Origin of the sequence: Paraburkholderia sp. BR10872 (assembly GCF_040965835.1) — a bacterium.
In the GTDB taxonomy this organism is placed as follows: domain Bacteria; phylum Pseudomonadota; class Gammaproteobacteria; order Burkholderiales; family Burkholderiaceae; genus Paraburkholderia; species Paraburkholderia nodosa_A.
Genome location: NZ_JBFRCN010000006.1, coordinates 135956 through 150016 on the forward strand (window position 1 = coordinate 135956; position 14061 = coordinate 150016).

A 14061-nucleotide genomic window follows, 5' to 3' on the forward strand; every position below is an offset into this window, starting at 1 on the left:
TCTGCGGGTCAAGCGTGCGGCGTTTTTCACACGCCTGGTTGCCCCCCGCACTCTTCCTCTACGGGCTGCTCGATGCCGAACACCTGGCGCAGATAGGCGAGATATGCCTTGTCGTCGCACATGTTCTTGCCCGGCGAATCGGAAAGCTTGGCGACGGGCTGGCCGTTGCAGCGGACCATCTTGATGACGATCTGCAGCGGCTGGTAACCCAGGTCGTTGGTGAGGTTCGTGCCCACGCCGAACGCGAGGCGGCAGCGGTCGCCGAAACGCTCGTACAGGCGCAGCACCTTCGGAATGTCGAGCGCGTCCGAGAAGATCATCGTCTTCGTGCGCGGATCGCAGCGATTGTCCTCGTAGTGCTTGAGCAGGCGCTCGCCCCACTCGAACGGATCCCCCGAGTCGTGCCGCGCGCCGTCGAAGAGCTTGCAGAAGTACATGTCGAAGTCGCGCAGGAACGCCTGCATGCCGTAGACGTCCGAGAGCGCAATGCCCAGGTCGCCGCGGTATTCCTTCGCCCACATCTCGAAGCCGAAGATCTGCGAGTCGCGCAGACGCGGCCCGAGCGCCTGGCACGCCTGCAGGTACTCATGCGCCATCGTGCCGAGCGGCGTGAGGTTGTGCTTCATCGCGTAGTAGACGTTGCTCGTGCCCGTGAACTGCTCGCCGAGATCGGCCTTGAGCGTGAGGATCACCTCCTCGTGCCAGCGCTTCGAGAAGCGGCGGCGCGTACCGTAGTCGGCGATCTTGCAGTCGGCGAATTCGGGCTTCGCGCCAAGTAGCTCGATCTTGTGGCGCAGGCGCTCGCGCCCCTCCTCGTACTGCGGATGATGCTGCGTGTTGCGGAAGTACACCTCGTTGACGATGGCGAGCACCGGGATCTCGAAGAGGATCGTGTGCAGCCACGGCCCCTGGATCGCGATGTCGATCTCGCCATTGGCCTTGGGCGACGGCGTGACCGAGATGTACTTTTCGTTGAGGTGAAAGAGCGCGAGAAAGTCGATGAAGTCGCTCTTGATGAAGCGCATCTTGCGCAGGTAGTCGAGCTCGGTCTCGGCGAAGCGTAGCCTGCACAGCTTCTGGATCTCGCTGCGGATCTCGTCGACGTAAGGCACGAGATCGACGTTCGGCGTGCGGCAGCGGAAGCGGTATTCCACATTGGCCGCGGGGAAATGATGCAGCACCACCTGCATCATGGTGAATTTGTAGAGATCGGTATCGAGCAGCGAAGTAATGATCATGATGGGCCGGCCGGACTGCAATCGGATAGCGCCCGCGAAGCGGGAACCGGACATGCTGCCGGGCAGATGTCCCGCAGCGGTTCCGGGCGGCAGACGCCAGCGGTGCGTCCATGTTACCCGAATGCCCGCGCGCGCCGCGTGCCCGCCGGCACGGCCCCTCGCGCGCAAGGGATAAAACGCTGCGGATCGCCCGGCCTTATAAACTAATCACGAAACGATCTAAGGACGGTCGCGGGCCTGTGGTTGGGGTAATTCCTCATCAGTTACAATAGCGCTTTTGGCGAACCGCCATCCCCCGATACAAAAAGCTTGCAGGAGCTGCCTGAATGACTCACGTTGTGACCGAGAGCTGCATCAAGTGCCGCTATACCGACTGCGTCGATGTGTGCCCGGTGGACTGCTTTCGCGAAGGTCCCAACTTCCTCGCGATCGACCCGGACGAGTGCATCGACTGCGCCGTGTGCGTTGCCGAGTGCCCGGTGAACGCCATCTACGCCGAGGAAGACGTGCCTGGCGACCAGCAATCATTCATCGAGCTGAACGCCGACCTCGCGAAGGGCTGGCCGAGCATCACGAAGACCAAGGCCCCGCTGCCGGAAGCCGACGAATTCAAGGACGTGAAGGACAAGCTCGCGCTGCTCGCACGCTGATCGCTTGTTCGGGGTGTCTTCCCGCCGCCGTCGCTTACACGGACAGTCCCTCGCGCAGCGGATTGCCCTAAACAGATCGCGACAGGGTATTGACAGGCCCAGCCAGACCCCATAGAATCTCGTTCTCTGCTTTTGTTGATCCCCGATAGCTCAGTCGGTAGAGCGCCGGACTGTTAATCCGTAGGTCCCTGGTTCGAGCCCAGGTCGGGGAGCCAAGATTCGCAAAAGCCCGTTGGCGTTCACAACGCAAAACGGGCTTTTTTATGACGTAAAGTGTTGTCGCTGTACTGCTGGTCCCCGATAGCTCAGTCGGTAGAGCGCCGGACTGTTAATCCGTAGGTCCCTGGTTCGAGCCCAGGTCGGGGAGCCAAAATATCGAGGGGTTGCGTGGTTGCACGCAACCCCTTTTTCTTTTGCTGCGCGCGTGGCACACGCTACCCTCCCCGATAATGTCGCTTCGTCATCTTCGGGAATCCGCATGAAATCCACCCGCCTCTGCGCTTGCCTCGCGCGCCCGCTGCTCGCCTGCGCGAGCCTCGTCGCCTGCGCCACCGCCCACGCCGAGCAGATCGGCAGCGTGAACACCAACTTCCGCGTGACCGGCTCGGACAAAGTCGTCGTCGAGGCCTACGACGATCCGCAGGTGCCAGGCGTGACCTGCTACGTCTCCCGCGCACGCACGGGCGGCGTGAAGGGCACGCTCGGCATTGCGGAAGATCCGACCGAGGCATCGATCGCGTGCCGGCAGGTCGGGCCGATCTCCTTCGCAGGTCCGCTCAAACAGCAAGACGACGTCTTCAACGAGCGCATGTCGTTCCTCTTCAAGACGCTGCACGTCGTGCGCGTGGTCGACGCGAAGCGCAACGCGCTCGTGTATCTGACCTACAGCGACCGCGTGGTGAGCGGCAGCGCCAAGAACAGCGTGACGGCCGTGCCGGTGCCCGCGGGCACGACGATTCCGCTGCGCTAAACTGGCGATCCGTGCAGGATCCTTCACCATGACCGGTTCCCGTTTTCGAGACTCCGCCCGCTACTGGCGCACGCCGCTTCTGCCCGGCGCGGATCTCGTCACGGCCGAATACAACCAACATACGTTCGCGCCACACTGGCACGAGGCCTACACGATCCCCGTGATCGAGGGCGGCGCGGAATGCTTTCGCTATCGCGGCACGCAGCATGTCGCCGCAACGGGCAGCGTGCCGGTGATCAATCCGGGGGAGCTGCATACGGGTTCACGCGCCGTCGAAGAAGGCTGGAGCTATCGGGTGATGTACGTGCCGATCGACTTCCTGCACGAGCTCGCCGGCGAAATCGCCGGGCGCACGCAGCCGCTGCCGTGGTTCGACGCCGAGGTGATCCACGATCTCGATCTCGCGCACCGGCTCTCGCGCGCCCACCGGCTGCTGGAAGCCGACGCGGACTGGCGGCGCGCCGCAGCCGTGCCCGAACCCGGCGCGAGCGCCAGCCCGGCATCGCCTTCGGCGCCTTGTGCCGATCTGCTCGCCGTGGAAGGCTCGCTGCTCGACGCACTCTCGACGCTGCTCACGCGCTACGGCCGCACGCGCGAGGCGGCGCTCAAACACGGCCCGAACGATCCGCGCGTGGAAACGATGAAGGCGCTCCTCGCCGCCGATCTCGCCACGCCGCTGCGCGTGGCCGATCTCGCCCAGGCGGTCGGCCTCTCGCCGTTTCACGCCGCGCGGCTCTTCACGCAGGCAACCGGGCTGCCGCCGCACGCCTGGCGCACCCAGTTGCGCCTGCAACGCGCCCTCGCCCCGCTGCGCGAAGGCGCTACGGTTGCCGAGGTCGCCGCCGCGAGCGGTTTCACCGACCAGAGCCATTTCACGCGACACTTTCGGCGCATGTTCGGCGTGCCGCCGGGGCGCTGGCAGTCGTCCTGAACGCGCCAACCCGCATCCGGCCGCAAGAACGTACAAGCCACGCGTAAGGCGGCCCGCTATGCTGTCCCCTTGTATCAGGAGGACAGTTTGACCACGCATCCCAACCGCCTTGCCGAATTCATCGCCGGCGCGCGCGACACGATCCCCATGATGATCGGCGCCGCGCCCTTCGGCGTGATCTTCGGCACGCTCGTCACCTCGGGCCCGCTTTCGCTCTGGCACGGCCAGTTCATGTCGCTCGCCGTGTTCGCCGGCTCCGCGCAATTCATCGCGCTCGGGCTGATCGCTTCGCACGCGAGCTTCGCGGTGATTTGGGCCACCACGTTCATCGTGAACCTGCGCCACGTGCTCTATAGCGCGACGCTCGCGCCCTATATCTCGCACCTGCCGCTGCGCTGGCGGCTCGTGCTCGGCAGCCTGCTCACCGATGAGGTCTTCGCCGTCGCGTGGGCGCATTTGCGCCGCCATCCGCCCGGCGACGACGTCTCGCCGTGGCATTTCCTCGGCTCGGGCCTCTCGATGTACCTGAACTGGCAACTCTGGACCGCGGCCGGCCTGCTGTTCGGCGCGGCGTTCCCGGGTCTGCAGTCGCTCGGCCTCGACTTCGCGATGGTCGCGACCTTCATCGCCATCGTCGTGCCACAGCTGGTTGCCTTGCGCTACCTCGCCGCCGCCGCGACTGCGGGCGCGCTCGCCTTTTTCTGGCAGGGCTGGCCGTACAAGCTCGGGCTGCTCGGCGCCGTGCTCGCGGGCGTGGTCGTGGGTGTCGTGCTCTCACGGCCAGGTTCGTCGCGCGGCGCCCGCGCCGGCAGCGAGTCCTCCCGCAAGTCCCCCAACGTCCAACGCACCGCAGGAGCCGGGCAATGAACTACGTCGTCCTGATTCTCGGCATGGCCCTGATCACCCTGGTCATTCGCACTGCGGTGTTCGTGCTCGGCGACCGGCTGGTATTCCCGCCGCTCGTGCGCACCGCGCTCGGCTTCGTGCCCGTCACCGTGCTCACGGCGATCATCGTGCCGATGGCGGTCTCGCCCCACGGTCAGGGCGCCGAGCTGACCTGGCGCAACCCGCAACTCGTCGGCGCGCTCGCGGCGATCGTCGTCAGCGCGCTCACGAAGCGCCCGCTCCTCACCATCGCGATCGGGCTCGGCGTGTTCTTCCTCTGGCAAGGCGTTGTCCTGCGCTAGAGGCAAGCGTCGCCCCTTACGCTCAAGTTTCACCCCGGAGCGCCGTTAAACCCGTCAGGGCCTGCTCTGGCAGGCCACTGCTCGAACGGCGAGAGCACGCGAGAAGCGACAAGGATTACACCGGGGCAACCACAATGGGGCATATCACCCTTAACCTGAAGGACGAAACGCTTGCGTCGCTGCGCAAGGATTTCGACGCGTTCCTGCGCGTCTCGCTCAAACTCGACCCGCAATTCGCCACGCCGGAATTCGAGGACTACCTGCGCGCGAAGCTGCTCGACAACATGACGCCGCTCACGGAGCACGCCGTCCAGCGGCTCCTGCAAGGCGGCCAGTACGCGTGGGCCAAGCGCACGCTCGACAAGGAATTCCCCGAGGTCGTCTCGATCCTGATGCGTCAGGCAGGCGAATTCGGTTTCGGCTTCGCGTCGCGGCCCGAGTGGACGCCCGACGAACTCTCGAAGCAGTGCCGCGACTGGGCGGCGGCCATCGTGAGCGAAGCCCAGGGCGACGACACGCTGGTCGACCCGCTGGCGGCGCAGATCAAGTCGGGCGTGCAGGACATCCAGGCCCTCGAAGAGTCGATGCAGACGCCCGCGTGGCGCCTCACCGAGTCGCTGCGTCAGCGCGTGTACGAAGCGAAGATCGGCTGTGAACAGGCGAGCGGCAGCGCGGCTCGCGAGCGTCTGGGCGAGCTGCGCGGGCTGCTGAGGCTCGGCGTGACGCATGGCGTGTTCCAGAAGCAGGAAGCGCAACAGATCATGGAGTATCTGCGCCTGCTCAAGCCCGAGATTTTCGTCGAGGAGCCCGACGATGTGTTCACGCGCCTCGCCGCGTGGATGCGCAACTTCTTCATGCCGCCGCAGCGCAGCACGGCACGCGAGCAGCGGCGCTAAGCGCTGGCGCGCGCGCCTGAAAACGGCGCGCGCCCCGCTTTCCCCCTCAATCCCACATCTTCCTGAGCTTCGCGGCGATCTCGACCTTCGCCTGCGCGGCGGCGGCGAGTCCGGCCGCGCTCGGCGCGCTCGCCACGGGCGCGGGCGGCCACGCGCGGGATTCGAACAGCGGCAGCATGGGCGTCGCGATGAAGCGCGTGCGCGAGGCCCACACGTGCCGGTCGCCCGACGCCACCTGGTTGTGCACATAAAAGCGCTGCGGCACGACGATGTGCAGATCCTCCTTCGCGCGCGTCATCGCCACATAGAGCAGCCGCCGCTCCTCCTCCAGTTCCTCGTCGCTGCCCGCGCCGAGATCGGACGGAATGCAGCCGTCCACGCCGTTGAGCACGAACACGTTGCGCCACTCCTGACCTTTCGCCGAATGGATCGTCGAAAGGATCAGGTAGTCTTCGTCGAGCAGCGGATCGGCCGATTCGGCGCTCGTCGCGTCGGGCGGATCGAGCGTGAGTTCGGTGAGAAAGCGCTCGCGCGAGGCGTAGGTGCTCGCAATGCTCTCCATCTGCAGCAAGTCGGCGAGACGCACCTGGGCGTCTTCGTGATTGCGCTCGAGATGCGGCTCGTACCAGCGCCGCACGCGCTCGAATTCGGCCGGCCACGGCGTCGAGCGCATCGAGAGGCCGTCGATGAGCGACGCAAACGCCGGCCAGTCCTCGGCCGCGCGCGGCGGCGGCGCGAAAGCCGCGAGCGCCTCGGCGGCGCGATACGCGCCCGTGCACGCTGACACCTGGTCGAGCAGGCGCGCGGCGTTGGCGGGCCCGACGCCCGGCAGCAACTGCGTCACGCGAAACCCCGCCACACGGTCGAGCGGATTCTCGGCCCAGCGCAGCACCGCCAGCACGTCTTTCACGTGCGCGGCGTCGAGAAAACGCAGTCCGCCGAACTTCACGAACGGGATATTGCGTCGCGCCAGTTCGATTTCGAGCGTCGCGCTGTGGTGCGCCGCGCGAAACAGCACGGCCTGCTGTTTGAGTTTCATGCCCGCTTCACGCGCCTCGAGAATCTGCTCGACGACATAGCGCGCCTGGGTGGCCTCGTCGGCCACGGTGACGAGGCGCGGGCGCTGCTGCGAGGGGCGTTCGGTCCACAGGTTCTTGGTGAAGCGCTCGGCGGCGGCGTCGATCACGGCGTTCGAGGCGGCGAGGATCGGCGCCGTCGAACGGTAATTGCGTTCGAGCGTCACCTGACGCGCGGGCGGGTCGAACTGCGCCGGGAAGTCGAGAATGTTGCGCACGGTCGCGCCGCGAAACGAATAGATCGCCTGGGCGTCGTCGCCGACCACGGTGAGGCCGCGGCCATCGGGCTTGAGCGCGAGCAGGATCGAGGCCTGCAGGCGGTTGGTGTCCTGGTATTCGTCGACGAGGATGTGATCGAAGCGGCCCGCGAGATCGGCGGCGATGGCCGGCTCCGCGGCCATGTGGGCCCAGTAGAGCAGCAGGTCGTCGTAGTCGAGCACGTTCTGCTTCTGCTTGGCGTCCACGTACGAGGCGAACAGCGCACGTAGCTGCGGCTCCCACTCGAGGCACCACGAGAACGAACGGTTGAGCACATTGGCGAGCGAATCGCCCGTATTGACCGCGCGCGAATAGATCGCGAGGCAAGTCGATTTCGAGGGGAAGCGCTTTTCTTTGGCCGAGAAACCCAGCTCGTGGCGCACCAGATTCATAAGATCCGCGGAATCCTCGCGGTCGTTGATCGTGAACGCCGGCGACAGGCCGATGTGATCCGCGTACTCGCGCAACAACCGCGCGCCCACGCCGTGAAAGGTGCCCGCCCAACTGAGCCCTTGCGCGAGCACGGCGGCCGCGCCTGGGGCGCTGGCAGCGATACGCGCCACGCGCCGCGTCATTTCCAGCGCGGCGCGCCGCGAGAACGTGAGCAGCAGGATGCGGTGCGGGTCGGCGCCACCCGCGATCAGATGCGCGACGCGGTGCGCGAGCGTATTCGTCTTGCCCGACCCGGCGCCCGCGATCACGAGCAGCGGGCCCGGCAGCGCGGAACCGGGCGCGTAGCCCGCTTCGCCGCCGTGTTCGACGGCCTCGCGCTGCGCATCGTTGAGTTTCGCGAGCCACGCGCCAACGGCATTGGCTGCTTCGGCGCGCGCCTGGCTGGCATCGGAGACGGAGGAATCGGCAACGGAAACGGTGGACACGGCGGGCGCTGGGACGATGAACGTGGCGAATCGGGAAGGAGCGACGCATACTGTATATCCATACACCATGCGTCCGCAAGCGCCTGATTCCACGGCGATCTGGCGGGATTTAACGACAACGCCACGGCGCGTTTCGCCGCCGCCGACACCCGGGAGCCGCCAGACAAAACGGCGGCGCCCGTTGCCGGACGCCGCCGCTCACAAGGCCAGGCACAAGGCCGGCGCCCCCAAAGGCGCGGGCGCCTTCGGCATCAGCCGATCGTTACTGCGACTGGCCGCCCTGCTGCTGGGCCGACATGCCGTTCATCTGGTCCTTCATTTCCGAGTCGTTGGCCTGACGATCGGCCTTGTGGTTGATCTTCGCGTCCTTCACCTGCGCCTTGTACTGCGACTTCGCCTGCTTCTTCGCGTCGCCGTACTCGGCGTTCGCCGACTTCTTCGCGATGCGGTATTCGGCGTTCGCCGCCGCGTTCGCGTTGCGCTTTTGCACCAGCGGGTCGGCGGACTGCGGTGCGGTCAGGGCCTGCGGCGCGGGCGCGGGCTGCGCGATCCCTGCGGCCGCCGGCGCCTGGCTCGGCGCCTGCCCGGTCATCTGGCCAGGGGCAGCGCCCGGCGCCATGGCCGGCGCGCCGGAAGGCGCCATCGTTGGGGCTTCGCCGGCCTGTGTCGCGCCCTGGGTCGCGTTTTGGGCATACGCGCCCTGCGCAAATACGGCGGCAGTGGTCACGGTGGCAAAAGCGGCGGTAGCAGTGAGCAGCTTGGCGATCTGGGTCATGGCGTATCCTCTTTGCAGTGGTTCCGAAGGCGCTTATGCGGTGGGCAAGCCCGCCACAATCGCGCCCCGGCTCGACGGAACCGCACCAGAAAAACTCGAGCGGCGCTGTCGATCCGGGTGAAACCATTTTGGTATGAAGATCGCCGCGGGGTCCCGCGACGTTACTCAACGTTTCATTTACTGACGAATTCATAACATCTGGCCCCTGCATGTAACGATGCGCTGGCAGGCGCTGCCGCGAGCCCGCCATCGCTTATGATGCTCACCCGTCGCGCGCTAGCCGCACGCCTTTCGAATTTGAATCCGCCATGCCCAACCTCGATTTCACGCTGACCGGCGACTACGTCGAACTGCACAACCTCCTGAAGATCACCGGACTCGCCGACAGCGGCGGCTCGGCCAAGCAGATCGTCGCCTCGGGCGCGGTGAAGGTGGACGGCGAAGTCGAGCTGCGCAAGACGTGCAAGATCCGCGCGGGCCAGGCCGTGCTGCTCGGCGACACCCGCATTGCCATCAAGGCGAGCGAGTGAACCCCGCCGGAACTTGCCCGCAGGCGCCGGCTATGCACCAGATTTGAGCATCTGGATCGACAAGGTCGCTGTCTCGCAATAAGCTTTCAGTTTTGACAGACGAACCCTGCCTCGCGGCGCGCTTATCTCGCGCCGCTTGTTTTTCATGACTCGAACTACGCTTTCCCGCCGCGCCGTTGCCGCGCCGCCCACGCTGCGCCGCCATGCAGCCGACACCGCCCGCCTCGCCGGGCCGCTCGCGATCGCCCAACTCTCGCAGATGGCGATGAGCGTGACCGACACGGTGCTGCTCGGCTCGCTCGGCGCCGACGCGCTCGCCGCGGGCGGCCTCGGCGCTAACCTGTTCTTCGTGGTGGTCACCGTGCTGCAGGGCGTGCTGACCTCGGTGAGCGTGAGCGTCGCGCAGGCGCGCGGCGCCGACAACGAAAGCCACGTACCGCACATCTACTGGACCGGTTTCGCGCTGTCCCTGCTGCTTTCCGTGCCGGCGTTCGCGTTGCTCTCGTTCGCCGAGCCGATCCTGCGCGCCCTCGGGGAGCCGACGCTGCTCGCGCATCACATCGGCGAATACACGGCCGTGCTGCGCTGGGGCGCGCCCGCCAGCCTTATCGGCGTGGGGCTCATGCGCTCGTTCCTGCCCGCCATCGGCGCGGCGCGGCGCCTCCTGTGGGTGTCGGTGGCGTGCGTCTTCATCAACGGCTTTCTCAACTTCGGCCTGATCCACGGTGCCTGGGGCCTGCCGCGCCTCGGCTTTCTCGGCTCGGCGGTAGCGACGACCATCACCGTGTGGCTCACCGCGTTCGTGCTGATGGCGCTGCTGCACCTGCGGCCTTCGCACCAGCGTTTCGTCGTCGCGCGCCGACCGACGGCGCCGCTGATGGGCGAACTCTTCACGATCGGCTGGCCGGTTGCGATCACCTATGCGGTCGAAGCGACGCTCTTTCTCGCCACCGGCCTGCTCGCCGGCCTGCTCGGGGAGACGCCGCTGGCGGCGCACCAGATCGCCCTGAACGTGGCCTCTGTCACGTTCATGGTGCCGCTCGCGATCGGCCAGGCGGCCAACGTGCGCGTGGGTTACTGGTCCGGCGCGGGTGTGCCGAGCGCGGCACGCCATGCGGGCTTCGTCGCGCTCGGGCTCGGCGTCGGCTTCATGTCGCTCTCGGCGCTCGTGATGGTGCTGGCGCCGCACTGGATTGTCGGGCTCTACCTGCATCTCGACGACCCGGCCAATGCGCAGACGGTCTCGCTCGCCGCCACGCTTCTCGGCGTCGCGGCCATCTTCCAGATCGTCGACGGCGCGCAGACCGTGGGTTCGGGCTGCCTGCGCGGCCTGAAGGACACGCGCGTGCCGATGCTCGCGGCCACGCTTGGTTACTGGGGGATCGGCTTTCCGCTGGGCTACGCGCTGGCGTTTTACTTCGGCCTCGGCGCGCTCGGGCTCTGGTGGGGGCTCGCAGCCGGGCTTGCCACCGTCGCCGTGCTCATGACATGGCGCTTTCACCGGATGAGCCTGCGCTCGCAGGCTCACGCCGCCGCGGCGGGCCGCGCGGGTTGAAGCGCGGGTTGAAGCGTTCACTTAACCGACCGGGCCGCACCGGCTCGACCGGTTAAAATACGCGCCAGGCGCCGCAAGCGGCGTCCGTCCCACGAGGGCAAGAACAGTACGCTGCATGGGACTGGACCGGGCGCTAAAGCGCCAACGCCAGTCGACACAGGAGACAGCCGCGCCCCGCGAGCGCCGCCGCCGGCCACCCCGGCACCGCTTGCCGTGCGCCAACGCACAACGAACCCATTCACGGACCGCCCCTTCATGCTCGCCCCGATTACCCGACTCTTCCCGCTCTGGGCCGTCCTCGTTTCCCTGCTGGCCTACTTCGACCCGGGCCTCGTCGCGCCGATCGCGCCGCACGTCACGACGCTCCTGATGATCATCATGCTGGCGATGGGCGTCACGCTCTCGTTCGCCGACTTCCAGCGCGTCTTCACGCGGCCCGCGCCGGTCGCCGCGGGCATCTTCCTGCACTACCTCGTCATGCCGCTCGCCGCCTGGGCGATCGCCAAAGTGCTGCACATGCCGCCCGACCTCACGGCGGGCATGGTGCTCGTGGGCAGCGTGGCGAGCGGCACGGCGTCGAACGTGATGATCTATCTCGCGCGCGGCGACGTCGTTCTTTCGGTGACGATCAGCGCGCTCTCCACCCTGGTCGGCGTATTCGCGACGCCGCTGCTGACCCGTCTTTACGTCGATGCCTCGATCGTCGTCGACGTGCACGGCATGCTCATGAGCATCCTGCAGATCGTCGGCCTGCCGATCGCCATCGGCCTCATCGTGAACCGCCTCGCGGGCGCGCTCGTGCGCCGCGTCGAGCCGGTGCTGCCGCTCGTCTCCATGGTGTCGATCCTCGCGATCATCGCCGCCGTGGTAAGCGGCACGCATGCGAGCATCGCCACGGTCGGTCCGCTCGTCGCGCTCGGCGTGGTGCTGCACAACGGCATCGGCCTGCTCGGCGGCTACTGGGGCGGCCGCCTGCTCGGCTTCGACGAATCGGTGTGCCGCACGCTGGCCATCGAAGTGGGCATGCAGAACTCGGGTCTCGCCGCGACGCTCGGCAAGCTCTACTTCTCGCCGCTCGCCGCCCTGCCCGGCGCGCTTTTCTCGGTATGGCACAACCTCTCGGGCTCGGTGCTCGCCGGCTACTGGGCCGGGAAGCCGGCGCGCGGCAGCACGCGCGATGCGCAAGGCGCTGAGAACGCGTCGACCGCGCGCGTTTGATCGACCGCAGACCTTTCCGGCCGCGCGCAATCGTCAGTTGCTTGCGGCCCGGAAATTGCATACGCAGCGTGTCCGCCGCCGCAAGACAGGCAGGCCGCTTCCCGTAGAATCTTCGCGAAGCCGTGCAATGAAAACGAACCATCATGCGGCGCGCCGCCATGGAGAATCCGTTTGCCCGCGCATCCCGCCCGATCCGAAACCGTTTCGCAACGCATGACCTTGCGGCGCGTCCCGCCGCAAGCCCTGCCTGGAGCCCCACGGCGAGCCTGCTTCGCGCTCGTTTGCCTCGCGCTGGTCGCCGGTTGCGCGACGCGCCCGCCCGCCACCGACTACCCGCGCGAGACGAGCGCGGCGCTGCCGGCGCAGCAAGCCAGCGCCACGCCGCTCGGCGCCGCGCTCGCCGCCCCCCTTGCCGCTCACCCGAACGAATCGGGATTCCGCCTGCTCGCCACCGGCACCGACTCGCTGCAGATGCGCGTCGCGCTTGCGCGCGCGGCGACGAAAACGCTCGACATGCAGTACTACATCGCCAACGAGGACACCACCGGCAAGCTGCTGCTCGGCTCGGCGCTCTATGCGGCCGATCGCGGCGTACGCGTGCGCATGCTGGTCGACGACCTGAATTTTCACGACATCGACCGCCTGATGGCCGCGCTCAACAGCCATCCGAACATCCAGATCCGCGTGTTCAATCCGTACGGCAGCACGAGCGAATCGATGTACCTGCGCACGCGCAACTTCTTCACGAACGTCGACCAGTTCACGCGCCGCATGCACAACAAGGCGACGATCGTCGACAACGAAATGGCGATCGTCGGCGGCCGCAATCTCGGCGACGAGTACTTCAACGCGAGCCCGACGATCGACTTCCGCGACCTCGACGTGCTCACGGCGGGCCCGGTCGCGCAAAGCGTCTCGGCAAGCTTCGACGAGTACTGGAACAGCTCGATCTCCTACCCCCTGCGCGTGCTCAATCATCAGAAGTTCGACGCACACGATCTCGACGCCGCGCGCGACGACCTGCGCCGCCACTGGCACGAGAGCGCCGAACCCTACAACGCCAAGCCGCTCAACGCCACGCCGCTCGCGCAGCAGATCGCGGGCAACACGCTCGGGCTTGTCTGGGCGAAATGGGCGTTCGTGGCCGACTCGCCCGGCAAGATCGCGGGCGCCGACAAAGGCGAGCTGGGCGACGCCATGCGCGCGCTGCTCGATCGTATCCATCAGGCGCACAACAGCGTGCTGGTGTTCTCGCCGTACTTCGTGCCGCACGACACGGGCGTGCAGACCATCCGCGCGCTCACCTCGCATGGTGTGCGCGTGGCGATCCTCACCAATTCGCTCGCCGCCACCGACGCCGTGGCGGTGCAGGCCGGCTACAGCCCCTACCGCGTGCCGCTGCTCGAGGCCGGCGTCGAGCTCTACGAGTTCAAGCCGCAGCAGGAGGAGCACGACGACGAGCAGCGCTTCGGCGTGGTCGGTTCGCGCTCGCGAGCGAGCCTGCACGCCAAGGCTTACGTGATTGACGACAGCACGCTCGTGATCGGCTCGCTCAATCTCGATCCGCGCTCGGCACGCCTGAACACCGAGCTTGCGCTCACCATCGAGAGTCCGCCGATCGCGCATGAAGTCGCCGACCTGTTCAAGCGTGCGACCTCGCCGCAGGTGAGCTACCGCGTGACGCTCGCGACGCCCGAACAACTGGCGCTGCTCAAAGGCACGACGGTCAACTCGGCGCTCGTCTGGACCGACGAGGAGAACGGCATGATCCGCACCTACAACCTCGACCCTGGTGCGGGTTTCTACAGAAATGTCCTAACCGGGCTATTCTTGCTGTTGCCGGTCGATAGCCAGCTTTGAAGCGGCTTTGAGCGCACGTCGCTATCGGGCGAGCAACAC

At 66.9% G+C, this 14061-nt stretch carries 13 protein-coding genes and 2 tRNA genes; 12 read left to right on the forward strand and 3 right to left on the reverse strand.

What is annotated here, in order from left to right; all coding sequences use genetic code 11:
• Positions 1–26: 26 nt before the first annotated feature.
• Positions 27–1238: a nicotinate phosphoribosyltransferase gene (gene pncB / locus AB4Y43_RS07375; RefSeq protein ID WP_342945432.1), complete on the reverse strand. Its 1212-nt coding sequence runs from the start codon at positions 1236–1238 to the stop codon at positions 27–29.
• A gap of 326 nt (positions 1239–1564) precedes the next feature.
• On the opposite strand from pncB, the gene fdxA reads away from it, so the two are divergent.
• From fdxA to AB4Y43_RS07415, 8 genes are all read left to right on the forward strand, one after another.
• The gene (fdxA, locus tag AB4Y43_RS07380) at positions 1565–1888 is read left to right on the forward strand and encodes a ferredoxin FdxA (protein WP_028206706.1); all 324 of its coding nucleotides are present in this window, start codon (positions 1565–1567) and stop codon (positions 1886–1888) included.
• Positions 1889–2027: 139 nt separating this feature from the next.
• Positions 2028–2103 (forward strand) — tRNA-Asn (locus AB4Y43_RS07385).
• Between the two features lie 79 nt (positions 2104–2182).
• Positions 2183–2258: transfer RNA gene (locus AB4Y43_RS07390), tRNA-Asn, on the forward strand.
• Positions 2259–2366: 108 nt separating this feature from the next.
• A complete protein-coding gene (locus AB4Y43_RS07395; protein WP_368727361.1) occupies positions 2367–2858 on the forward strand; it encodes a CreA family protein in 492 nt (163 codons plus the stop codon).
• A 28-nt stretch (positions 2859–2886) separates the two neighbouring features.
• A complete protein-coding gene (locus AB4Y43_RS07400) occupies positions 2887–3789 on the forward strand; it encodes an AraC family transcriptional regulator (RefSeq protein ID WP_342945430.1) in 903 nt (300 codons plus the stop codon).
• A gap of 147 nt (positions 3790–3936) precedes the next feature.
• Positions 3937–4656 carry an AzlC family ABC transporter permease gene (locus AB4Y43_RS07405; RefSeq protein WP_256094564.1) on the forward strand — a complete coding sequence of 240 codons (720 nt, stop codon included), beginning with the start codon at positions 3937–3939 and terminating at the stop codon, positions 4654–4656.
• Complete coding sequence (locus tag AB4Y43_RS07410; protein WP_069262594.1) at positions 4653–4976, forward strand: AzlD domain-containing protein; 324 nt, start codon at positions 4653–4655, stop codon at positions 4974–4976. The genes AB4Y43_RS07405 and AB4Y43_RS07410 overlap by 4 nt, the downstream gene beginning before the upstream one ends.
• A 134-nt stretch (positions 4977–5110) precedes the next feature.
• Complete coding sequence (locus tag AB4Y43_RS07415; RefSeq protein WP_254354957.1) at positions 5111–5872, forward strand: DUF4088 family protein; 762 nt, start codon at positions 5111–5113, stop codon at positions 5870–5872.
• Positions 5873–5918: 46 nt separating this feature from the next.
• On the opposite strand, the gene AB4Y43_RS07420 is transcribed toward AB4Y43_RS07415, so the two are convergent.
• Together AB4Y43_RS07420 and AB4Y43_RS07425 are read right to left on the reverse strand one after the other, a co-directional pair.
• Positions 5919–8153: an ATP-dependent helicase gene (locus AB4Y43_RS07420; RefSeq protein WP_368605539.1), complete on the reverse strand. Its 2235-nt coding sequence runs from the start codon at positions 8151–8153 to the stop codon at positions 5919–5921.
• A 193-nt stretch (positions 8154–8346) separates the two neighbouring features.
• A complete protein-coding gene (locus tag AB4Y43_RS07425) occupies positions 8347–8859 on the reverse strand; it encodes a hypothetical protein (RefSeq protein WP_368605507.1) in 513 nt (170 codons plus the stop codon).
• Positions 8860–9167: 308 nt separating this feature from the next.
• Between AB4Y43_RS07425 and AB4Y43_RS07430 the strand changes: the two genes are divergently transcribed.
• The 4 genes from AB4Y43_RS07430 (at position 9168) to AB4Y43_RS07445 (ending at position 14022) form a co-directional block, all read left to right on the forward strand.
• Complete coding sequence (locus AB4Y43_RS07430) at positions 9168–9389, forward strand: RNA-binding S4 domain-containing protein (protein ID WP_028206712.1); 222 nt, start codon at positions 9168–9170, stop codon at positions 9387–9389.
• Positions 9390–9534: 145 nt separating this feature from the next.
• Entirely contained in the window at positions 9535–10944 is a 1410-nt protein-coding gene (locus AB4Y43_RS07435) for an MATE family efflux transporter (protein ID WP_368605508.1), read from the forward strand.
• A gap of 255 nt (positions 10945–11199) precedes the next feature.
• Entirely contained in the window at positions 11200–12162 is a 963-nt protein-coding gene (locus AB4Y43_RS07440; RefSeq protein WP_368605509.1) for a bile acid:sodium symporter family protein, read from the forward strand.
• Between the two features lie 213 nt (positions 12163–12375).
• Positions 12376–14022, forward strand: coding sequence for a phospholipase D family protein (locus tag AB4Y43_RS07445; RefSeq protein ID WP_368727381.1), 1647 nt, complete (start codon positions 12376–12378; stop codon positions 14020–14022).
• Positions 14023–14061 lie beyond the last annotated feature (39 nt).